Source organism: Pseudomonas grandcourensis, assembly GCF_039909015.1.
In the GTDB taxonomy this organism is placed as follows: Bacteria; Pseudomonadota; Gammaproteobacteria; order Pseudomonadales; family Pseudomonadaceae; genus Aquipseudomonas; species Aquipseudomonas grandcourensis.
The window spans coordinates 5,025,316-5,048,729 of sequence record NZ_CP150919.1; the positions used below are offsets into that span (position 1 = coordinate 5,025,316).

At 53.3% G+C, this 23,414-nt stretch carries 15 protein-coding genes and 1 pseudogene; 11 read left to right on the forward strand and 5 right to left on the reverse strand.

Going from position 1 to position 23,414, the window contains the following annotated elements:
* Nucleotides 1–78: 78 nt before the first annotated feature.
* The 3 genes from AABM52_RS22385 (at nucleotide 79) to AABM52_RS22395 (ending at nucleotide 5,948) form a co-directional block, all read left to right on the forward strand.
* A complete protein-coding gene (locus AABM52_RS22385; protein WP_347908062.1) occupies nucleotides 79–1,962 on the forward strand; it encodes a methyl-accepting chemotaxis protein in 1,884 nt (627 codons plus the stop codon).
* 79 nt (nucleotides 1,963–2,041) lie between these two features.
* On the forward strand, nucleotides 2,042–3,997 hold the full coding sequence (gene acs / locus AABM52_RS22390) for an acetate--CoA ligase (RefSeq protein WP_347908063.1): 1,956 nt from the start codon (nucleotides 2,042–2,044) through the stop codon (nucleotides 3,995–3,997).
* A 514-nt stretch (nucleotides 3,998–4,511) separates the two neighbouring features.
* Nucleotides 4,512–5,948, forward strand: coding sequence for an IS1182 family transposase (locus AABM52_RS22395; RefSeq protein WP_347908065.1), 1,437 nt, complete (start codon nucleotides 4,512–4,514; stop codon nucleotides 5,946–5,948).
* A gap of 268 nt (nucleotides 5,949–6,216) precedes the next feature.
* Here AABM52_RS22395 and AABM52_RS22400 read toward each other — a convergent pair whose 3' ends face one another.
* The 4 genes from AABM52_RS22400 to AABM52_RS22415 all read right to left on the reverse strand — a co-directional run bounded on the left by AABM52_RS22400 (nucleotide 6,217) and on the right by AABM52_RS22415 (nucleotide 10,016).
* Entirely contained in the window at nucleotides 6,217–7,368 is a 1,152-nt protein-coding gene (locus tag AABM52_RS22400) for a hypothetical protein (RefSeq protein WP_347908067.1), read from the reverse strand.
* Nucleotides 7,369–7,597: 229 nt separating this feature from the next.
* Nucleotides 7,598–7,912, reverse strand: a complete 315-nt coding sequence (locus tag AABM52_RS22405; protein WP_347908069.1) for a hypothetical protein — start codon at nucleotides 7,910–7,912, stop codon at nucleotides 7,598–7,600.
* A gap of 98 nt (nucleotides 7,913–8,010) precedes the next feature.
* Nucleotides 8,011–8,469 carry a hypothetical protein gene (locus tag AABM52_RS22410; protein ID WP_347908071.1) on the reverse strand — a complete coding sequence of 153 codons (459 nt, stop codon included), beginning with the start codon at nucleotides 8,467–8,469 and terminating at the stop codon, nucleotides 8,011–8,013.
* Nucleotides 8,470–9,107: 638 nt separating this feature from the next.
* Nucleotides 9,108–10,016, reverse strand: coding sequence for a site-specific integrase (locus AABM52_RS22415; RefSeq protein ID WP_347908072.1), 909 nt, complete (start codon nucleotides 10,014–10,016; stop codon nucleotides 9,108–9,110).
* A 172-nt stretch (nucleotides 10,017–10,188) separates the two neighbouring features.
* On the opposite strand from AABM52_RS22415, the gene AABM52_RS22420 reads away from it, so the two are divergent.
* Nucleotides 10,189–11,169 (forward strand): DNA-binding protein, encoded by a 981-nt coding sequence (locus tag AABM52_RS22420; protein ID WP_347908074.1) that lies wholly within the window; start codon nucleotides 10,189–10,191, stop codon nucleotides 11,167–11,169.
* 19 nt (nucleotides 11,170–11,188) lie between these two features.
* Here the strand turns inward: AABM52_RS22420 and AABM52_RS22425 are convergent, their stop codons facing one another.
* The gene (locus tag AABM52_RS22425) at nucleotides 11,189–11,896 is read right to left on the reverse strand and encodes a hypothetical protein (protein ID WP_347908076.1); all 708 of its coding nucleotides are present in this window, start codon (nucleotides 11,894–11,896) and stop codon (nucleotides 11,189–11,191) included.
* A 394-nt stretch (nucleotides 11,897–12,290) separates the two neighbouring features.
* Here AABM52_RS22425 and AABM52_RS22430 point away from each other — a divergent pair, with 394 nt between their 5' ends.
* The 7 genes and pseudogenes from AABM52_RS22430 to AABM52_RS22460 all read left to right on the forward strand — a co-directional run bounded on the left by AABM52_RS22430 (nucleotide 12,291) and on the right by AABM52_RS22460 (nucleotide 23,399).
* Nucleotides 12,291–13,067, forward strand: coding sequence for a hypothetical protein (locus tag AABM52_RS22430; RefSeq protein ID WP_347908077.1), 777 nt, complete (start codon nucleotides 12,291–12,293; stop codon nucleotides 13,065–13,067).
* Nucleotides 13,068–13,112: 45 nt separating this feature from the next.
* Nucleotides 13,113–13,766 (forward strand): TnsA endonuclease N-terminal domain-containing protein, encoded by a 654-nt coding sequence (locus AABM52_RS22435; RefSeq protein ID WP_347908078.1) that lies wholly within the window; start codon nucleotides 13,113–13,115, stop codon nucleotides 13,764–13,766.
* The gene (locus AABM52_RS22440) at nucleotides 13,767–15,689 is read left to right on the forward strand and encodes a transposase (RefSeq protein ID WP_347908079.1); all 1,923 of its coding nucleotides are present in this window, start codon (nucleotides 13,767–13,769) and stop codon (nucleotides 15,687–15,689) included.
* Nucleotides 15,667–16,662 (forward strand): TniB family NTP-binding protein, encoded by a 996-nt coding sequence (locus AABM52_RS22445; protein WP_347908080.1) that lies wholly within the window; start codon nucleotides 15,667–15,669, stop codon nucleotides 16,660–16,662. Before AABM52_RS22440 ends, AABM52_RS22445 begins: the two co-directional genes overlap by 23 nt.
* Nucleotides 16,610–19,153, forward strand: a complete 2,544-nt coding sequence (locus tag AABM52_RS22450) for a TniQ family protein (protein WP_347908081.1) — start codon at nucleotides 16,610–16,612, stop codon at nucleotides 19,151–19,153. Before AABM52_RS22445 ends, AABM52_RS22450 begins: the two co-directional genes overlap by 53 nt.
* Before the next feature lie 278 nt (nucleotides 19,154–19,431).
* A pseudogene (locus tag AABM52_RS22455) lies at nucleotides 19,432–19,749 on the forward strand (response regulator transcription factor); the annotation flags it as partial.
* A gap of 8 nt (nucleotides 19,750–19,757) precedes the next feature.
* The gene (locus AABM52_RS22460) at nucleotides 19,758–23,399 is read left to right on the forward strand and encodes a transporter substrate-binding domain-containing protein (RefSeq protein ID WP_347908082.1); all 3,642 of its coding nucleotides are present in this window, start codon (nucleotides 19,758–19,760) and stop codon (nucleotides 23,397–23,399) included.
* Nucleotides 23,400–23,414: the final 15 nt, after the last annotated feature.

The following is a 23,414-nucleotide window of genomic DNA, read 5'->3' on the forward strand; positions in this document are numbered from 1 at the left end:
GCATCTCGACCGCAAACCTTGCTGTCGAGATGCCTTGAACTCAGATCGACGAAATTGCCAGACCCTCCGGAGTCCTCGATGAAAATCCGTTACAAGGTGAGCCTTGTGGCTGCTTGTGTGCTGTTCGTGACGACCAGTCTTCTATCGTTGGCTCAGGTAGAGCAGATACGTACGATTTTGCGTCACCAGGTCGAGGCGGGCATTTCCGAATCGAGCAATGCTGTGGCACGGCAGATCGAAAACTGGCTGAACGGCAAACTACGTCTGATGGATTTGGCATCCCAAACAATCGACCGTCAGTACAGTGTGCAGGCGACCCAGCGAATCATCGATTCGCCCATTCTGAAAGATGAATTCAAGTTGGTATTTGGCGCCCTTGAGTCTGATGGAAAACCCATCAAGAACACGGCCTCCTGGAATCCAAAACCTGATTATGATGGTCGCATCCGCCCTTGGTACGCAACCGGAAAGGCCAGTAACCAAGCCGTTTTAACCGAACCCTACAAAGATTCCACTACGGGTGAAATTCTAATCTCGACAGTCGCGCGGATCAGCGACGCAGGTCAGGTGCTCGGGGTATTTGGCGGTGACATCAGCCTGACCAAGGTTGCCGACGCCATTAACACATTAGATTTCGGTGGAGCCGGTTATGCGTTCCTGCTAAGTAAAAGTGGCAACATCATTTCCCACCCGGACGCTGAATTGAACGGCAAGCCCTACAGCCAGCTGTTCGCAGGAAACGTCCTGCCCCTCGACAGTCAGCTTCAGGAGGTCCGTAGCGGTGAAAAGTCCCTCCTGGTGTCCTTCATTCCGCTCTCTGATCTCAAGAGCATGGATTGGTACATCGGAGTGGTCCTGGATCAGGACATCGTCATGGCTGCAGCTCACACTCTGAGTTGGCGAGCCGTCATCGGTACCGGGCTGGGTGTGTTGCTTAGCCTGTTGGTGCTGGGGCTGTGGGTTAGGCGGCTACTGCGCCCTCTGGATCAACTCAAGGATTCGTTGGCCGACATCAATCGCGGCGAAGGCGACCTGACCCGTCAATTGCCCGTGGTCGGCAATGATGAAATTGCGCTGGTCGCCGGGGAGTTCAATCAGTTCCTGCAGAACCTGAAAGCGCTCATTGGCGATGTGAAAAACAGCTCACAGCTGGTCCGCGCGAGCACCACCGCGACGTCATGTGAAGCGGATCAGGCCGCCAACCGCGTCCAGATTCAATTACAGGAACTGGATCAACTCGCCACTGCCATGACCGAGATGGCCTCGACAGCCGAGGACGTGGCGCGCAATGCTCAAGTCGCTGCCGAGGCGGCCATCGTTGCCACCGAGGAAACAGCAGACGGGGTGGCCCTGGTCTCCAAGTCAACGGGGGCGATCAAGCGCTTGGCTGACGAAATGGACGACACCGGTCATGCGATTAATGAATTGTCCACGCTCAGTCAACGCATCGAATCGATCGTGGCGGTCATCACCAGCATTGCCGACCAAACCAATCTGCTCGCGCTCAATGCAGCGATCGAGGCGGCACGTGCCGGTGAATCGGGACGCGGTTTCGCCGTGGTGGCTGACGAGGTGCGCTCCCTGGCCTTTCGTACTCAGCAATCCACTCAGGAAATACGCCTGATGATTGATCAATTGCAGACAGGTGTGAAACACGCCCAAGTGCGAATGCAGCAAAGCCGTGACACCGCCAGCAAGACTGCCGGGGACGCCAATGCCGCCAATGAAACGCTCGAACGGATACGTGAGGCGATTTTTCGCATCAATGACATGAACCTGCAGATTGCCGCTGCCGCTGAACAACAGAGCACCACTACCGAGGAAATCAATCGCAACACGACGAACATCCGCGATATCAGTCTTGAAGTATCCGCCAGTGCGGACAAGCAGGTTCACCAATGCTCAGCGATGGTGGACCACGTCGGCCAGCAAGACAAACTGCTCAGTCGCTTCCGGATTTGAGTTCAGCAATCACCCGATTGTTTGTATTCCCAACCCCGCTACAGATCACAAAAACAACTATTCCACCGAGGTAAGAAAGATGAGTGCGGCTTCCCTGTATCCCGTTCGTCCCGAGGTCCTGGCTAACACGCTGACTGACGAGGCGACCTACAAGGCCATGTACCAGCAGTCGGTCGTCAACCCGGACGGCTTCTGGCGCGAGCAAGCCAAGCGCCTCGACTGGATCAAGCCTTTCACCACGGTGAAGCAGACGTCTTTCGACGATCACCATGTCGACATCAAATGGTTCGCCGACGGCACCCTGAACGTTTCCTACAACTGCCTCGACCGTCATCTGGCCGAGCGCGGCGATCAAATCGCGATCATCTGGGAAGGCGATGACCCTTCCGAAAGCCGCAACATCACCTACCGCGAGCTGCACGAACAAGTCTGCAAGTTCGCCAACGCCTTGCGCGGCCAGGATGTGCACCGCGGCGACGTGGTGACTATCTATATGCCGATGATCCCCGAAGCCGTGGTCGCCATGCTGGCCTGCACCCGGATCGGCGCGATTCACTCGGTGGTGTTCGGTGGTTTCTCGCCGGAAGCCCTGGCCGGTCGCATCATCGACTGCAAATCCAAAGTGGTGATCACTGCTGACGAAGGCATTCGTGCCGGCAAGAAGATCCCGCTCAAGACCAACGTCGACGACGCGCTGACCAACCCGGAAACCAGCAGCATCCAGAAGGTCATCGTGTGCAAGCGCACCGGTGGCGACATCAAGTGGAACCAGCATCGCGACATCTGGTTTGAAGACCTGATGAAAGTGGCGGGCAGCGTCTGCGCGCCGAAAGAGATGGGCGCCGAAGAAGCACTGTTCATCCTTTACACCTCCGGTTCGACCGGCAAGCCGAAGGGTGTGCAGCACACCACCGGCGGTTACTTGTTGTATGCGGCGATGACCCACGAGCGCGTGTTCGACTACCGTCCGGGCGAAATCTACTGGTGCACCGCCGACGTTGGCTGGGTCACCGGCCACAGTTACATCGTCTACGGCCCGCTGGCGAATGGCGCGACCACGCTGCTGTTTGAAGGCGTGCCGAACTATCCGGACATCACCCGGGTGGCGAAGATCGTCGACAAGCACAAGGTCAACATCCTCTACACCGCGCCGACGGCGATCCGCGCGATGATGGCGTCGGGCACGGCGGCGGTTGAAGGCGCTGACGGCAGCAGCCTGCGCCTGCTGGGTTCGGTCGGCGAGCCAATCAACCCGGAAGCCTGGAATTGGTACTACAACACGATAGGCCAACAGCGTTGCCCCATCGTCGACACCTGGTGGCAGACCGAAACCGGTGGTGTGCTGATCAGCCCATTGCCAGGTGCCATCGCGCTCAAGCCGGGATCGGCCACTCGTCCATTCTTCGGTGTGGTGCCAGCGCTGGTGGACAACCTCGGTAACATCATCGAGGGCGTTGCCGAGGGCAACCTGGTGATTCTCAATTCGTGGCCGGGTCAGGCCCGTACCCTGTACGGCGACCATGACCGTTTCGTCGATACCTACTTCAAGACCTTCCGCGGCATGTATTTCACCGGTGACGGCGCGCGTCGTGATGAGGATGGTTACTACTGGATCACCGGCCGCGTGGATGACGTGCTCAACGTGTCCGGCCACCGCATGGGCACCGCCGAGATCGAAAGCGCGATGGTCGCGCACCCGAAAGTCGCCGAAGCGGCGGTGGTCGGTGTGCCGCATGACATCAAGGGGCAGGGCATTTACGTCTACGTCACTTTGAAAAATGGCGAAGAGCCGACCGAGCAGCTGCGTCTGGAACTGAAAAACTGGGTGCGTAAGGAGATTGGTCCGATTGCTTCGCCGGATGTGATCCAGTGGGCGCCAGGGCTGCCGAAAACCCGTTCGGGCAAGATCATGCGTCGGATTCTGCGCAAGATTGCCGCCGCTGAGTACGATGGATTGGGCGATATCTCCACCCTGGCCGATCCGGGTGTGGTAATGCGGCTGATCGACACGCATCGCAGCATGAATGCGGCCTAATCATTCAGGCTTCACCCACGCTCCGACCGGTGGGGAAGGAATATTCGGCTTTGGTTTATGTGCTGGATTTTTTGAAGCCCGTTGGAGAGTTGATCTGTCAACTGAAGGTTGATCGCATGAAGGAAAGTATCTTGATGCGCGCTGTCTCAGTCGGCTCTTGAGGACTAGAGAGTCATTCAGGTTCAAACATTTTCGCAGTTGGCCAGGTATGCGATCACATCGAGCGCTGAGTTTTTCAGCTGCGCTTTTCTGGTATTCCCGTTGTTTTTTTAAACAGTAGGGAGTTTTCCCGCTGAAGATTCCGTTTTGATTCATGCCCCCTATTTCAAAAAATAAGATATGGAGTTTGAACGCTACTCGAGTATCTGAAATAGGGGGGCGGCAACTGCACATCGCGACAGGCAGCGAACGACCAACTTCAGCGAATGCTCACTGGCTGCTATGGGTCCAGGCTGTGTGAAAACGCCAGTGTTTGTCTAACCTTCTGATCGTCTAGATCGTATTGGGGGCGATCATGAAGCGATTCATTGAAGGTGAGGCTCGGACGCAAGTCACGTTGCTGCCTGAGTGCTTGGACGATTACGTAGCCGAAGAAAATCCAGTGCGAGTGGTCGACGTTTTCGTCGATGAACTCGACCTGGGTGCACTTGGGTTTGAAGGTGTTGATCCTGCTGCAACGGGGCGTCCGGCCTACCATCCAGCGATCTTGCTGAAGATCTATATCTACGGCTACCTGAATCGGATTCAGTCCAGCCGCCGGCTGGAACGGGAGGCCGAGCGCAATGTCGAGTTGATGTGGCTGACGGGACGTTTGGCTCCGGACTTCAAAACCATTGCCGACTTTCGCAAAAACAACGGCAAAGCCATTCGCAGCGTCTGCCGGCAATTCGTAGTGCTTTGTCGCAACCTCAATCTCTTCTCCCAATCAATCATCGCCATCGATGGCAGCAAATTCAAAGCCGTCAATAATCGCGACCGTAACTTCACCCAGGGCAAAGTGAAGGCACGCATGCAGCAGATCGAACAGAGCATTGACCGTTATCTAACGGCGATGGATTCGGCGGATCGGGCAACACCCGAAGTAGCCGAGGCCAAGGCCGAGCGGTTGAAAGAAAAGATAGAAACGCTGAAAAAGCAGATGCAGAAACTCAAGGACATCGAGGCGCAGCTCCACGACAGTCCAGACCAGCAAATCTCTCTTACCGATCCAGATGCACGCTCAATGGCCACGAGCGGCCGAGGCACCGGAACGGTTGGTTACAACGTCCAAACAGCTGTCGACGACAAACACCATCTGATCATTGCCCATGAGGTGACCAATGTTGGTAATGATCGTGGGCAACTGAGCAATATGGCGAACCAGGCGCGTGAAGAAATCGAGGCTGAATCGCTAACGGTGGTGGCCGACCGAGGCTATTACAAAGGTCTGGAAATCCTTGCTTGCGAGCAAGCCGGCATCACTACCTTCGTACCGAAACCCCTGACATCGGGCAGCAAAGCCGAAGGCCGATTTGGCAAGCAGGACTTCATCTACGTTGCTGCATCGGACGAGTATCGATGCCCTGCGGGACAGTTACTGACCCGGCGGTATTCGTCGGTGGAAGACGGCATGTTATTGCATTGTTACTACTTCTCGGGCTGCCAGTCCTGCGCAATGCAAAAGCAATGCACCACGGGTAAAGAGCGCCGGGTAAAGCGCTGGGAACATGAAGCCGTAGTCGATGCAATGCAGGCTCGGCTGGATCATGATCCAACGATGATGAGGCGTCGCCGCCAGACCGTTGAACATCCTTTTGGAACGCTCAAATACTGGATGGGAAGTACCCACTTCCTGACCAAAACCCTGCCGAGGGTAAGCACCGAGATGAGCCTTCATGTGCTCGCCTACAACCTCAAGCGAATGATGAGCATCTTCGGCATCGCAGGATTGCTTGAAGCGATCAGGGCGTGAGTCTAGCCGCTTGCTCGCCCGTTAGTAGCGATTTGGGCCGCTGGCGCGACCCAAACCGCATTTACGAACACCTATGTAGCTGACTAAGGTAATTCGCGCTTCCGTCTGCTGTTTCGCAGGCAACGCACGCAACTCTCCGTTATCGACGTACTCAGTGCGTTTTCACACAGCCTGGGTCGATATCTGCCTGTCGCGACTTATCAAAATTGACCAAAACCGGCTTGTCGTGACAGGCAGAATACGGCTAGAAGCGACCGGTAGAAGTCCGCTATGCCATCAGAGGCGACTCACTCTGTATGTTGTCCGCTCCAAATATTTCTTGAAGGATAAAAAAATCTTCGTCTTCAAATGGTAGAAGCTTAGGATGAAAACCTACGTGCTTCCGTTTGATGCTGTCGCTATCACGCTGGGTGGTAACTACATTCATCCCCATCCAGAACATGGCCAGCTGTTTGTCTCTGGTTAGCAGCACAGACCTAGACTCAGGATGCTCTTCTTGGAATGTATCCAGGAGAAATAATAAGAAAAAATCATACATTGCATTGTACGCGTCCTTTTTTTTGTAGGTGGGCTTGGGTTTGATAATGCGTTTAGCTGGATTAAAATTCTGGCCAGCGCTAGCCGCGCTAATTGAAGCAGCCACGCAGATGTGCTGGGGAGATACTCCAGTTTTTTGTGCTGCTGTTAAAATATCCCTCCAAAGTTTATGTTTTTTACTTTTACTTGGTGTATTCATCAGTAATGGCGCAACTTCTTCAAGAAATTCCATTCCTTGGATGAAGTATCCACGATAGCCATTAAGTAGGGCTTCGGTTTGTGCCATGTCAACCTCGGGAGTCGGCCATGTTTTGATGTGCGGCAAAGATTGATTCAGTATTTTTAACGCGGAATTATACTGCTCAATAATAATCTCAAGACTAGGAAGCTCTTGCCTGTTTCCTTCAAGTGCGAAAGCCAATGTGTTTAAAGTGCATCCACATTTAGTGTCTGCCATGAAATCTATGAAGTCGTTCCTGTCCCTTTCTGGAGGGCTCAATTGCCCCCCACTGAATCGAGTGTTTATTTCAGAGATGATATTCCTGTCTGCGATGATGTTGGCATTTGCGAGAGAGTAAAAGAGCGGAACCCATCCTCCTCTGACTAGGCATATACAGTCGTTTTCAACCACTGGCTCCAAGGTTAGAGATACATTTACCCACTCTCCAATGGGGGGGATGGAACCATCTTCGGTGGTGGAGTCTGCGGTAACGCGCCCTCTTATTTGTACTGGCAGGCCTTCTTTGTCTTTATAGGTTAGCCAGTCATCAAGTTTGAGAGGATTAGGTTCGACGTTGTCCAGCACAAGGCCGCGCTCGTTACCGTCAAGGGACTCACCTTGTGCTAGCAGCCTAACCGTGACTCGTGGCTCTTCGGCTTTCAAAATAATCTACCTATTTATCAGATGTGGTGGGTGGCATTATGGCGGTGATTTTTTCGCTTGGAAGACGAATTTGTGACGAGCCCGAGGAGCCTCAATGGATCGGTTCCGGTCTTGCAATACTGACAGCAACCGACCCTTTGCAGACATTCATAACGATTAAGCTAAAGGGCCGGCTTTATCCGGTCCCAGTGAACGAAGCGAACAATTTGACCGCATTGTTATGCACATACTACTGCCCGCTTTCAATTGCTTTCTGGATTATTGGCGCGACGGCTTCTTTAGCGATGTCGCGATCAAGGCAGTACTTAGATTGCAGCCAGGTCGATAATTTTTTCTGCCCCTTGCTGGCATTACAAGAGCAGCAGCAGAGTGCAATATTCTCTCGCGTGATTATTTTAGCGTCATTTATTATGTGCTCCCAACTCGCGCACGTTTTTTTTGAAACGCTGGCTGGCGTGAAGTTTTCACCGCAGTACACGCACTGTTTATCCCTTTCGCGGACTTCTTTTTCAAGCCAGTGTGGGATATTCCAACTATTTGTCATGCGATTACCTTGCGCGCCTGTGCATAACGATAGGTTAAGGCGGGCTTTATCCCGTCCAGAGTGAGCGAAGCGAACGGCCTTGAACCGCTAGTTAGACGTTAACTCCAAGACTTAGGGTCAAGCTCAAAATTTTCACTTTCCAGGCGACGAAGCTCCTGAAAACTCTTGGATTTCCCCTTGATCTCGCTCCAAGCACGTTTGAACGGAGGAAGATCAAGGTTTGACTTTATTCCAGATAGCCAATTCATCCATGCTTCCTTGTTGATACGGCCGCGCTGCCTTAAAGATATTTGTTCGTTGGTTAAGTCTATGTATCTATAAAGCTCATCGAAAGATTTTTGAAATTCCTCATCAGAAAGCTCTACGCCTAACAACGCTTTTGTCGGGATGTTGGCTGCAAGCTCTCTGTACTCTTTTGCAAGACCATCTTCAAATTCGAGTTGCGCAATGTTCTTCGATATTCGCAATTGCCAAAAGGCTAAAAATACGCCGAATGCTGCAACAACTGATGCCAAGGATGAAATCCAATCTGGCGTGATGTATTCGCAAAATTCCAAGGTTGCCTCGATTTTGATTTGGCGTCTAACTACTATTAGGCGACATGCCATGTCGCGTTTTTTGTCGCGATGGCGTGTCGTAAACGTTCCTTGTCGTCCTACAAGCCCTTGTCTAGCCTGTAGGGAATCGCAGCAAACGCGACATATCCCAGGGAGAAACGCGACATGGATGACGCCAAGCTCAGCTGCGGTAAAGATTCAGCGCAGAAGGTCGACGCTACCTATTTGCCACTAGTCTGTCCAGCGGCTGCTTCTGGCCGATTGCTGCCTATCATGAATGTATGCAAAAGGCCAAAAGCGGTCGGCCAAGAGAACAAGGACGTTTCACTCAGACTTTCTGACGGTAGGAAAAGAGCAATCGGATGAAAATAGCGATGCTGTAAACCACTTTTTTGAGTTGTTAACCTCACTGATTTACAGATCAAAAAAGCGGTTTACAGGCGTTAAAAAAACTTAGTGAGCGACCGGCCAGTTTCACAACCAAAACTGCAGGCCTTCCATCCTCGGCTCACCGAGTATGGCGGCTTACGACTAGCCATTCGGCGAAGCAATGCCGTCGAAATCGCCCTCCTGGAATCCGTCATAGCACTGCACCTTTGCCCCTCCCCACTGGTCGAACTCTTTGGTAGACGGCGCGCTCAACGAGCCCAGTCGCCGAATGGAGCATCGGCCTCAATGTAGCGTGCTGCCGACTGCACATCTCGCCAGCCCACATACTCCATCAACGCCTTGCTGCTCCACTGGTTGCGACTGGCCCAGGTAGCAAAACCGCGGCGCAGCGAATGCGCGGTGTAACCCTCGCCAGCCACACCGCTGCGCACAAATGCCATACGCAAAATACGCGAGATACTGTTCGGATTAACTCGCCCCTCCGCCAGGTGGCCCCAGCGATCGATGGCGCGAAACACGGGCCCTTGGTCGATGCCGCTGACCGCAAGCCAGTGCTGGTAGGCATCCACCGGGCAGAGTCGCTTCAGGGCCGGTACTACCAAGGTAACGCCGCGGTGATCGCGATCGGTCTTGCTGCTTGCGAGGAAGATTTTCAACTCTTGCCCTTCGCGCAACTGAATATGCTCGACACGCAGCCTGCACAGTTCGTCGCCACGCAGCGCTCGCCAAAAGCCTATCAGGAGCAACGTCTTGTCCCGCGCCGTGCGCAACCGCACCGCTAATTGATCCGAGGTCAATTGCTGGTCCAACCCCTCAATGCATGCTTCCAGCCGCTGTAACTGCAGCACTTCCGCCTGCTTGATAGGTTGCGGATGCAGCGCCTGAATACCGCGCAAGACATCGCGCACCCGCGACGCCTTGGTCGGGTCGGCGAAGCCGTGCTGCTGATGCCACTGAGCCAATGCGGCTAGATGAATGCGTAGGGTGTTACTGGCCAACTCTGCACCATAGGCTGCCAGGTAGCGCACGATACTTTCACTGGAAGCTGGCAGCACCCCGCCCCACTCCGCTTCAAAGTGTTCAACGGCTTGCGCATAGCGGCGCAGAGTGCTGTCGCGTCGCGCCGCTTGCAGGTACCGCTCGGCTGAATCGCTCACCCTATCTCCCGCATAGCGCCTTTCTGGAAGACTTCGCCGATAAAGGCTTATCACGTTCAAGAATTCAGCATTCTCGAACGCCAGTCCGTCCGAATTCCTGCCGTCCCAAAGGCAGGGTTACAGCTGTAATTGCATACTCCGTAAACCAGTACGAAATCGTCGGAGTCAGGCCATGTCACGCGGAGGCATCAACAAGGCCGTGGTGCAAATCGCCCGCGAAGCGCTGCTCGCCCGCGGCCAACACCCCAGCATCGACGCGGTGCGCGTGGAGCTGGGCAACACCGGTTCGAAGAGCACCATTCAGCGCTACCTGAAGGAGCTCGGCGCCCGAGAGCAGGCGCAGCCGCCCACCCCCGACGAGGAACTGCACAGCTTTGTCGCCGGTTTAAGCGCTCGCCTCACCGTGCTTGCCGAACAGGCGGTCGCCGAGGATCGCCAGCGCCTGCAGCGGGATCGTTCGGCGTATGAGCAGCAGCGGTTGCAGCACCAGGCGCAACTCGATCACCTACAGAGCGCTTACGCCGGCCTCGATCGTGAATTGCAGGCCCTGCGCGAGCACGAACGAACACTCCAGGAACAACTGCGCCAAGCGGACGGCGAATGTCAACGCTTGGGCCAGCTGGAACACGACCTGAACCAACTGTTGGTCGAACGGACGACGCACCTCCAGTCGCTGGAGGACAAGCACCGCCAAGCACGTGAAGCGCTGAAGCACTTTCGCCTACAGCATCTGTCCCAGCGGGAGCAGGAAACCCAGCGACACGACGCGCAGCTTCAGCAGTTGCAACACGAGTTGCGGGCACTACGTATCAGTCTTTCGGACAAGCAGGATGAACTCGCCCGCCTATTCCAGGACAACGAACGGCTGGTCGGTGAACTGCGCCACCAGGGTCAGCAAGATCGCCAACGTGAACGTGCACTGCTGCACTTGCGACAACAAAACCAGGATGCGGAAGTCCGCGAGCAGAGCGCGCAGGCGCAGGTCCAAGCGTTGACCACCGAACACGCCGGCCTGCGCGAACGGGTCAAGCGTCAGGTGCTCACGGAACGGCAGAACCTTCGCGAGCTGCGGTTCCAGCGGCAACAGATCGAGCGCTTGCAGGACTTGCTCAGCCAATCGACACCACCACCCTCGGCCACCGATGACAGCTAGCGTTGCTCCCAGACCACCCCTAGCTGGAGCCCGCTGCAACGGGCACAGGCTCGACCGGTAGTGAATCGGAAACATCAGGCCATTCACCCATTGCAAAACGATCACGTCGGTGGCCCTTAAGCGCAGCCTCCACAAACTTCGCCTGCCGCGTTGACCGTTCAAAGGGCGCCGGCGGACCGACCAGCGCCGAGACGTTCCGTCGCTGCCATGCTTCGTCCGGCCAGCAATGCTGAAAAAGGGTACAGGCGTAGAGGTCCCAACCGGATATCCAGCCGCGATAGCGCAGCCAGTCAGCGTAGCGGTTGAACTCTTGGCAAGCCTGGTCGAAAGCGGCAAAGTCGGATGGCCAATCATCAATGGGCTCAAACAAACCGCGCCTATACAATTCATTGAGCAACTCGTACAGCGGCTCACGGACGAAGCATCCTGGTTCAGTCATGCACACCAGGAGCAGGTAATTGAGGAAATGCGTGCGCAACCAATGAAGGTGGGCTTTGAATTGTCTGCAGGTCGAGCCCAATAGGGCGAGGACAAATCCCAAGTTGTGCCAGTCGGGGCAGACACACAGGCGACGCATCAGGACGGGGCCAAGCGCCGGAAGTCGGTAGCCGTTCTCCAAGTACAGAGACTGTGCCAAATGGTCGGTATGGCGCCGCTTATCCCAGAGCCTGCTCAGGACGACCCACAACGGATCATTTAGCACGGAATGCAGAGACGGAAAGTCCACCAGTAGTTCGTTCAAACAGGTCTGACGAAGCTCACTGCCTGTCAGTAATCGCGGCCACTTGTTGTTACGGGTCGGGCTTATCTTTGGATGATGCTGGTGTGTCCACGCGCAGCCACATCGCTCCAATGCGGGTCCGTCGTGCCGACATCCAAAGCAATTACACAGACTGTGAGCAACTACGCGGCCTCTCAATTGGCCGACCAGCGATGAACCAGGCATCACACCGCACCCCTTTTCCGCTTCAAACACCTGCAGTGAAGCACACCGCTGGCCAAAGAGAACGTGCGCCCCGGCAGAAATCACAACATGCGTTGATAACACGGCGTTAAGACCAGCCGTCTCAAGGGGATAGTTAGACAAATTTTAGGACGTGGCGCCGCGGTCAAGAGTGGTGTTGAATAATGTTAACAACGCAAAAATCAGCAGACCTCTGTCACGTGCCGAGAGCGCCACCATCATGAGTACCATACTTGATCGGTATCGTTTACGAAGCGAAGCGACTGCACGTCGCGCCAGTGCAGAATCGGCTTTTAGCTCGCCTCGCCTGCTGCCCCTGCTGTCGATCTTTCTGCTCCCAACAATCATGCAACCTGAGCGCGACGAAGCGCATGGGCACCCCGCCTTTCCTTTGCGAACAACGCTGTCGCTGGCCAACCTCCATCACGGCGCCTATCCCTCTCGACAGGCCAGCACGCCCCCCAACCTGAATTTGTTTCGCCGGGACAGCTTCGTGTTCGTGGAGGATTTTTCTCGCGATCCCAAACATCGGGTGTACAGCTACCTACTGCGCGCACTCGGGATGAAGGTCAGGGTAAAACCGCTGTCGATATGGCTGCCCGACATTCGTGTCGACAAACCTGTGAGTGGATGTCTGCAAGTCCTAAGATTTTTCGATGCACACACAGGCCGTGTAATAGGACTGCGCATTTGCGCCAGGTATAGGGTGTGCGAATGGGTAACTGGTAAATTGCCTGCCTTGGCGGATCAGCAATTATCACTACCCACCGGCGGGATGGGCCGGACACGGCACGACATCAAGCGCTACCCGCGAACCGGTCAAACGTTACCGCCCACGGATCAACCTACAAGTGTTGAGGCCTATGAGAGGTGCCGGCGGTATTCGGTCGTCCACAACCGCCGCGATAAAGCCCATCGACCTCACTGGAGCTAATTGAGTAAAGCAGGGTGAACACCGTCTTTCTGAAGGAAGCAAGCCATGGGTCTTTCGCTCAACACCAGCAATCCTCAACCAGGCTATGTCCTTGGTCCAGCCAAACCGGTGGTATCCGGCAGGCACGGCAAGCTTGTGACATTTTTTGCCTCACAAAAAAATGTTGCCCCCATAGGCTGCGAGTCGTTGCTGGAAGCCGACTATTGTCTGTATCTGGAATACCTGCCGTCAGTCATCAGCTACCGGGCACAACCCTTTACCGTCTACTTTCGCGACCCTGCTCTGCGCTACACCCCCGACTTCATGGCCACCCTGGATGACGGTCGGCAGGTACTGTATGAAATAAAAAGTAACAGCAGCGGCCGCGACCCAAGGTGGCAACAGCGTCGTGCGCGTCTAGAGGAGTTGCTGGGTATTAATGGATTGAGTTTCGAATACGTCGAAGAACATCAGTTCCGTCATCCCATACTGCTGAATAATCTTCGCACCCTGCACCACTTCGGCTTCAACGGTAACCCTTGCAATACACCGTCAATTGTTCGCCTGTTGCTTCAGCAACCGGATCAGCACGCCACCATTGGGCAACTGATTAAATTGGGCGCGCGTCAGGAAGACGTCACCTTCGCACTTTTTCATCAGTTTCTTCGCTGCAATCTCCAGCACCCGTTGGACCTGCGCAGCAGGGTCTGGGCCGATTAAATGAACGAAACGCTGCAAATTGTGGTTGGCGAGCATTACCGTTACCACGGTACTGACTATCAAGTAATGGATATCGACGGTGAGCGCATACAACTGCGATCGCTTCGCGCGAGTACCAGCCCGCTGTTTCAGACCTTTGAACGCTTGGTACGGGCCCATCAGAGTGGTGAGTTTCGAAAAATACAGGAAGCCCCTTTCGCGCCCGACGCGACACTTATCACTGCCGCGCTGTCCTCCGCTCACAAAGCGAAAGCTGAGCGGAAAGAATGCTTTTTGTTAACGATTCGGGACGAGTGTGGCGGACGCTTGCCGCGAGAACGCGTGGAACAGTTAGCAAAGGAAATTGCGGCGCAACGAGGTGAGCCTAAAGCGCCGAGCTATGGCGCTATCTGCCTTTGGAATAAGGACTATCTGGCTAGCGGCGAGAACATCCTTTCATTGGTCCCTAAAACACGTCGTTCTACCCTGCACCGTCTGCATCGCCAGCCTGAGGAGGTGCAGGAACTCATTAAGTTAACTATCGACCAGCTTTATTTCACACGCACCCCGTGCAACAAAACCGAAGTGATCGACGCCATTGAATGCGCCATCCGAACGTCCAATCAGAGCCGGAGCCCGATTCATCAACTGCCCGTTCCCTCGTTCAGCACCTTGTACCGAATCATCGTTGAGTTGGATCGTTATGAGACCGATCTTCATCAATTGGGGTATCACGCCGCAATCAAAAAGCAAAAATGGAGCCGCAAATGTCATCAACCCTATCGTCGGTTTGAATTGGTCGAGGGTGATACTCACCTCCTGGACATTGAGACCTGTGATAAAGCCGGCCATCCAATAGGTCGGGCGTTTCTCACCGTCTTACTGGATGTTCGCACGCGTATGATTGTTGGCGGGGACATATCCTACAACCCGCCATCTTTGGAGAAAACCATCCGGGCGTTGAAGTACTCTCTGCGCAGCGAAAACCCATATGGAGGTCTTGCTAGTAGCTATCGTTTTGACAACGGTGCCGATTACACCGCTGAACGATTAAGAACCATACTGAGCGGACTGGGCGCAAGCATCACTTTTTGCGAACCGGGAAATCCAGATCAAAAACCTCATATCGAAAGTTTCTTTAAATCATGGACTACCTCCATCGTCCATACCATGCGCGGTACGACATTTTCAAAGCCCAATCGATATGACTCTGAAGGCAACGCTATCTATACGTTAGAAGACCTCAAAGAACGCTTTGAAGACTGGCGTGACACGTTCTATCACGCCAATTATCATAGCGGAATCGGAATGGCGCCTAAAGAGTTGTGGGAGCAAGACGAAGCCGATCGCCACGAGTTCGCTTTAAAAAAATATAGCGAAGAGGATTTGAATAGGCACTTCTTGAGCGTTGCCTATATTACTCCTAATAATGGTCGGTTGCGGCATAGAGGACTTGCCTGGACTGGTTCGGGTGTGAGTTTTCTCGCTGGCAAGCGACCCGGTAAAAAGAAACCGCTGCGGCTGTATTACGATATTAGCGGCCTTGGACGCGCATGGGTTTGCGACCCGCAACAACCTGGGCACGTGTACGAGGTCGACGCGGTCGACCCCGATTACCAAATCGGTCTGACCATGCACTTGCATGAGCTCATCAAGGCTCGACTGGGTAGCAAAAAAAAATCAATCAACTACCGGACTGCCCGCGAAGCGCGTGTACGTATTCTTCATGAACTCGCCAGTGCCAACACCAAACGCCGTAGAAAAATTCGGGAAATTGCTGACGAACATGGAGATTTCAAAGCACAACCCAAGCCGGACTCTGCTCAACTGGCTTGCGATCCATCAGTGAAACCTGAGGACATCGAGCAATTTCACATACATCCCGATACCCCTGCTAGTTATCAAGTGGTGGTGGTCAAAAATGAACACGACCCTCAGAAGTGATATACTCACAAAATTCAGCCAACAGACCATTTTTTTCCCTAATTTTCGCTTTGCCTATTCACAACTTCAAAAATCCGTCGAAACAACGGCTTTACGCAACACCCCCAGTTGTGCATTTTTAATCGGTCCTTCTGGCTCTGGAAAATCCAGGCTGTGTGAACTGTTCCGCGACTCCTTTGGACCGGTGACCGAAGAACTAGACGATGATGGAATACACAAGATTATTCCAGCACTGTATTGCCTCGTCCCTGCACCAGTTACAATCAAAGGCTTCTGCTTGACGCTGCTTAAGCAACTAGGAAAATACTCACCTCATAGCAATGTTCACGAGCTGAACAACTTGCTGGCCCCACGTTTAAAAATATGTAAAGTCCGTGTACTGATATTTGATGAAATTCAACGTCTACTGAGGCCGGACGCGGAAAAAACACGCGACGGCACGTTAGATTGGCTAGTCGTACTGTTGAGCCTCACCCATCTCCCGATCGTATTATCGGGCACTGAAAAGTGCAGTGATCTGTTCGACGACGCGCCATTTGCGCGCCGGTTTTGCTACGTGGCTAACTTGGAATACTTTAAGTACGATGGTTCTCCCACCTCTGACTTTCATCTAACCCTACAAGGTTTGGACAAAGAATTATACCGCCTGACAAACTTCTCTGGCGAGGAACACCTGCATGATGTATCAATCAAGCTCCCACTTTATGTGGCGAGCACGGGTAATTTAGAGTATGTGCGGCAAATTATATTTGAGGCAGTAAACATTTGCCTTAGTCGCGAAGCTCCCACCCCCACTCTCAGACGAGCTGATTTCGTCGACGCCTGCCGAAATTTGCTGCTACCCCTCAATCTTGCCAAAAGCGCCAACCCATTTACCGTCCCTCTGAGCAAGAGTCTATCATTGATCGAGAAATATGAAGATGAACAAGCTGATCTTCGTTCCCACTCCGCTCACCGAAGAAAGCCCACATAGCCTGATAAAACGTGCAGCGCAATGCCACGGCTTTTCGACTACTGGAAAACTTAACGGCCTATGCATTGGCGCGCAAACCTTTCGATCAACGTCGCTCACACAAAACTCAGATTTTGCAAAACTATTTGTTGCTGAGGCTGGAATCAATGGACCAAGAGTCCTGGATGGTTTCTATGCAACGATCGAAAAACCCAAGCAACGACGGCGTTTTGTTATTGGCGGCATAGAAATTCCGATCACTTATCTACGCCTGCGCACTGGCGCATATTGTGATGGCTGCTTCAATGAAGGCTGGGAACGCCAAATTCGGGATCTGAAATTCGCAGAATTTTGTCCTTATCATCAGAAAAAATATTTGACTCATTGCCAGGACTGCCACATGCCAGTCGAATGGTGGCACGCACTCGATGGAAAATGCAGACATTGTGCTAAACCATTGAAGTGTCAGTCCTGCACACTCGAGGAATGTCGACTAGAACGCATGCTGGTAGAACTTATGCGTACCCGCAGCCAACTCGATTTTGATCGGTTACTTACCATCACTCGTCAACTGGGCTACGCACCCGAAAAACCAACGGTGCCAGATGCGACTCGGCGAATGATATTCCTTGAGGCATTTTCCATCATGACCGATGACTCGCGGGCAATATTGGAGCATCTATTTAAATTACATAACCTGCATCCTGATGTTGAAAAATTCTGGATTGCAACGCGTTTGAGCCTGGTCACTACCCCTGCCGCGCGAGAGGCATCAAGAATCTTTTTGGAAACAAAATACAAACCCTTGCCTAATTTAGCTTATTGCCATGCTCCGTTCCTGCTGACGTTACGCCAACTCCGATCAGCTTTGAATACCACCGCCGCACAAATGGCCGAAATCAAGAAGCGTACGTCGTTTGCGCGAAGGTCGATATATTCTTGTTTTACAGTAGACGACGCCTCTACTCTCGCAAACATAGCGAACGAATTTTTATTAGCGGACGGCGGGCGCTTGCCTATTCCCAAGAAAGAAATGCTTAGCAGAGCAAAGGCTAGTCAGATATTAGGTGTCTCAGTTGGAGCATTAAACTCATATGTGAAATACAACTTACTAAAGCCATATCTAGGGTATAAGCATGCTCCGTTCTTTTTCCCTTCAGACATAGAGAAATTTTCAACTCGTTACGAGCCATTTCCGAGCCTTGCAAAAATAACCGGTATGTCAACACGCAGGCTATGCGTAGCACTTGAGTCGATGGACATTAAAATAACCCCGAGTCAAAGCCTTAAAAAAAGCCATTGGCTGATCGAAAAATCTGATGTCGATCGCGTTAATCATGCAATAACAAAAAAAAGTAAAAAACCCTACCAACGAACCCCCTTACCCTCCGCCGACTTTTCAAAAAAGCCACGGACTGACTACATTACGATACGTGAAGCAGCAAAGGAACTGCAAATGGTCGTAGACAATGTGGTTGCTGCCATACGGATAAATATACTGAAGGGGGCTTGTCACGGAAAAAAAAGCTGCGTTCTGATCCCTAAAACTGCAATACAGAAATTTAAAAGTAAATTCATGACAGCCACACAAGCTGCCAAAATTATAAAAGTCCACTGCCCACAACTAAATGACTTACTCTACGGCCTAGGAGTGCATGCGATCATTGGACCGATGGTAGATGGCACTCCGAATTACATCTATAAAGCAGCGGATATTATGCGGGTGGCAAAATTGGCAGAGGCGGAGGACCCAAGTGAGCATTTCAATTATTGCAGTAAATATTTCGCCGCAAATCGGCTGCACGTCTCAACTGAAACTTTATTACAGTTAATGGAAACTGGATTTGTAAAGTACATAAAAGGAAGGATGAGCGCCTACTTCAGACCTAGTTGGCTTAATACTTTTGAAGAAAATTTCATCATGCCAAGGGAACTCTTGAAGCTAGCAGGCTTGGCACCAAACATGGCCGTTCAAATGATCGATGCGCTTAAAAATATAGAAATAACCCCAATAAAACTAAAGACAACCGATCAATCCTTGCATCTGTTTTTCCGTGCAACTATACGTGATTCGCGCGATAAATTCTTTAGCCAAATGGCCTACCTGGGCAAATGCACAGAGTACAGGACCTATTTAAAGCATACGAAGAAACCTCCACCAAAAGGATACAGCCCGCTAAAAGACATCATCAGCACCTATAACATCTCAGGCACTGACATCTCAAATCTATTTATAAAATTCGGCTTTATCAACACCATAGTCAACAATAAGATAATATACATATCTAGTAGCGACAGAAAGAAATGTGAATCTATTTTGGACAACTACTGCACTTGCGCAATGGCTAGTAAGAGCACACCAGGCGGATACCGAAAAATTACAAACCTACTTCGCTCCGGCATACTAAAAAACGAGAATCCTATTCCAGAACAATACACCCAAACCAAGCTGATAAACAGGTCAAAACTGAAAATATATTTGGATTCCCTGCCCCCCCTCTCGCCCCAATGAACAATAGACCCTTAATTAAAACCGTTTACCCTCTTGCTTTCCAGCCACAACATCAATAAAAATCAGCAATATAAGCTCATTTTTTCGAATACTTACCCCCGTAAAACCCCAGTAACCACGCCACTATGGCAGCCTCCCCCTACGTCATTAGATTCAGACAAACTGGAATGTGCCTGGCAAAAATTCATCAATACTATTTTTTTTGAAACCGCGCTTAAGGATTCTTGAAATAAAAGCCTTAAAATCGATACTCTAGTATAAATCCTCTTGAAATTGACCGAGAGGACATCAGTGAACTGGTCAGCGCCATAAAAGCAGTATTTGCAGGTTACAACTATTTCCCGAGCGAGGCTTTGAACCCCGTCCGCGGAGATGAAACACGCTGCATCGAACTGGAACTTTTCAAATCGGTAAATGACCGGGAACTGATGGTATTGCAACTTTTTGCCCAGGGTCGCACAAACAAGGAAATCGCCAAGGGCATGTTTCTGAGCAACAAGACCGTGAGCACCTACAAAAAACGCCTCATGCAGAAACTCAAAGCCAAATCCCTGGTTGAACTGATCGAGATGGCAAAACGTAACGCACTCGTGTGAGAACCTGGATGCCCAGCCGTTTGAAGGTCTGTCTGATTCAACTGACCGCAGGTCTATGCGTGAGCACCTCGTTGTTCGGGGCACCGGGCAATGAAAACTACACGCTGCTCAGCCGCTCGAAGGTCGGGGCGCTGGAGGTTCGGCTGGATGACTCCCAGCGACAATGGATAACACAAAAAAATCAACTGACGCTCGGTACGTCGGCCCCGGACTATCCCCCATTCGACCTGACCACCAGTGGTCGGGACTATGAAGGGTTTACCGCCGATTACGCCGGTCTCCTGGAAAAAGTAACCGGTCTGCCCGTCACGGTTCAGCGTTTCGATTCCCGAGGGGCCGCGATCACTGCGCTGGAGAACGGCGAAGTCGATCTGCTGGGCACCGCCAATGGATTCGAAGCTGGCAATGCCGACATTGCCCTGTCCATCCCCTATGCCGTCGACCAACCCGTCTTGGTGACCCGCGAAGGGGAAACCCGATCCCTCACCGATGGCCTGGCCGGATTGCGCCTGAGCATGGTGTATCACTACTTGCCGCTGGCGGAAGTCAAGGCGTTGTACCCGAAGGCGATCATCACCTCCTATCCGTCCTACCAGAACGCGATCAATGCCGTTGCTTTCGATCAGGCGGACGTGTTTCTCGGCGACACCATTTCAACTCACTACATGATCAACAAGGGGTACCTGAACAACATCCGCATGGCCAACTTCGGCAAACATGAAGCCTTTGGTTTCAGCTTCGCCGTCAACCGGAACAACCCCGAGCTGCTCGGCATCATCAACGCGATGATCACGGCCATCCCCTCCAGCGAACGGGAAAACATCGCCAAACGCTGGAGCGCCGGCAGCGACATTCTGCTGACCGATCAAAAGCTGCAACTCACCGAGCGGGAAGAACGCTGGCTGAGCCACCACCCGATTGTGCGTGTTGTCGTCAACGAAGCCTTTGCGCCACTGACGTTTTTCGATAGCAATGGCAATTTTCGCGGAGTCACCGCGGATTTGCTTGAGCTGATCAGGCTGCGTACCGGCATGCGCTTTGATATCCGGAGCAGTCGAAGCGATGACGAGATGATCAAACAGATCAAGGACAACAAGGTAGATGTGATCGCCGCGTTGCTCCCCAGCGCCCAACGTCAAACCCAGCTGAACTTTACCCGCCCCTTTCTGGAAAATTCCTACGTCCTGCTGACCCGCAAAGCCGCCGACAGCCCGACCAACCTCGCGCAGTTACAGGACAAGCGCCTGGCCATTGCCCGCGGCAATCCACTCATGGATTACCTGCGCAGAGAGTTTCCCCGGATCAAGCTGATCGAAACCCCGGACACCTTCAGCGCCGTAGAACTACTCGCCGAAGGCCAGGCAGAGGGCGCGGTGAACTCACTGGTCATTGCCAATTACTTCATTTCCTCGCGGCTGTTCGAGCACACATTGCAAATCAGCACCACCATCGGCACCGAGCAGGCGGCGTTTTCCCTTGCCACCGCTCGGGGCGCCAAAGAGCTGAACGCCATTCTCGACAAGGCGCTGCTGAGCATCTCGCCGGAAGAACTGGGCATCATCAACAGTCGCTGGCGCGGCTATTCGGCGTCCTCGCAAAGCACCTGGCGCAACTATCAAAGACTGTTCTACCAAATCGTCATCGGTGCCGGCGTGCTGTTGCTGATCTCCGTTGCGTGGAACGACTACATGCGACGCCAGATCAAGCAGCGCAAGGCCGCCGAGCGTGCGCTGAACGATCAGTTCGAGTTCATGCGATCGCTGGTCAATGGCACGCCCCATCCGATCTACGTACGTGATCGCCAGGGGCTGCTGCAAAGTTGCAACGACAGTTACCTGCAAGCGTTCTGCGCCCGCCGTGAAGATGTCATCGGCAAAAGCGTCATGCAGGGATCGATGAGCAATGTGTTCGAAGCCCGGGAGTACCAGGCCGACTACCATCGCGTGGTGGCCGAGGGCAGACCGTTGATCGTCGATCGCGAGCTGCACATTGGTGGCCGGAGGCTGACGATCTACCACTGGATTCTTCCCTATCGGGATTCCAGCGCAAAAGTGCAAGGCATTATCGGTGGCTGGATCGACATCAGCGAGCGGCGGCAACTGCTCGATGACCTGCGTTGCGCGAAAGAACGCGCCGATAACGCCAACCGGGCCAAAAGCACGTTTCTGGCCACAATGAGCCATGAGATCCGCACGCCGATGAATGCAATCATCGGCATGCTTGAACTGACACTCAAGCGTCTTGATCATCAGCACCCGGAGCGTGCGGCCATCGATGTCGCGTACAACTCGGCGAAAGGATTACTGGAATTGATCGGCGATATTCTCGACATCGCCAGAATCGAATCAGGACGCTTGAGCCTGAGCCCTGAGCGGGTCAATCCGGGTGAACTGGTGACCTCGGTGGTGCGAATTTTCGAAGGCCTGGCCCGACAGAAGGAACTCGAGCTGGTGCTGGAGTTTTCATCGGCGAACCTGACCTTCGATGTGTTGCTGGACCCATTGCGCTTCAAGCAGTTGCTGTCCAACCTGATCAGCAATGCCATCAAGTTTACCGAGCAAGGCCAGGTCCGGGTCATTGTCGACCTGCACCCGGCAACGCAACCTGAGCATGTACACATGCTGGTGCAGGTTCACGACAGTGGTATCGGGATCAGCGAGCAGGATCAACAGCGCCTGTTCGAACCCTTCGCTCAGGCCGACCACGCCATGCAATCGGCCAGGGGAGGCGCAGGGCTGGGGCTGGTGATCAGCCGCAATCTCTGCGAGATGATGGGCGGCAGTCTGCAATTGCGTAGCGAGCCGGGCATCGGCACCCGCGTGGAGGTGCTGCTGCAGCTGGAAACATTGCCGCTGCAACCGCCAGCCCAATTGGTCGAAACCCAAGTTGTCGTCGCCACAACCCCATTGAATGTTCTGGTCGTCGACGATCACTCGGCCAATCGATTGCTCACGTGCCAGCAACTGGAATTTCTCGGGCATCGATTTGCCGTCGCGGCCGATGGTCAGGAGGGATTGGAGGCGTGGAAAGACCAGCCTTTTGATCTGGTGATCGCCGATTGCAACATGCCGGTCATGAACGGTTATGAGCTGGCCCGCGCCATTCGCCGGCATGAGCGAGAACTCCATCGTCCTCCTTGCACCGTTCTCGGTTTTACCGCCAACGCCCAACCGGAAGAGATACAACGCTGCAAACAGGCCGGAATGGACGACTGCCTGTTCAAACCCCTCAGCCTCGGGGCCTTGAGTCAATGGGTGCAAGGCATTGAACCAGCCCATGCAACCCCGGCGTTCAGCCTTCACGGGTTGAAACTGCTGACCGGGGGCAACCCGATGTTGAACCGACGATTGCTGAACGAACTGGTAAACAGTAACCGCCAGGATCTGCCAACGCTGTTGTCGTTATCCAGCTCCGGGGATACGCAGGCGCTGCGGGACATTGCCCACAAAATCAAAGGCGCAGCCCGGATAGTACAGGCCTCCCGCCTGATCGACTGCTGCGAGGCACTCGAAGCCGCCTGCCATGAGGATTTCGATCGCGAAAAAGTGGCCGGATGCTGCAAATCCATGGAGCGCGCCATGCTCGAACTGGAGGACGCGTTGCTACGTCAGATCGAACATTACGACGAAGGCAAAATGCCAGAGCCTTAACTATGCTTGATCCCT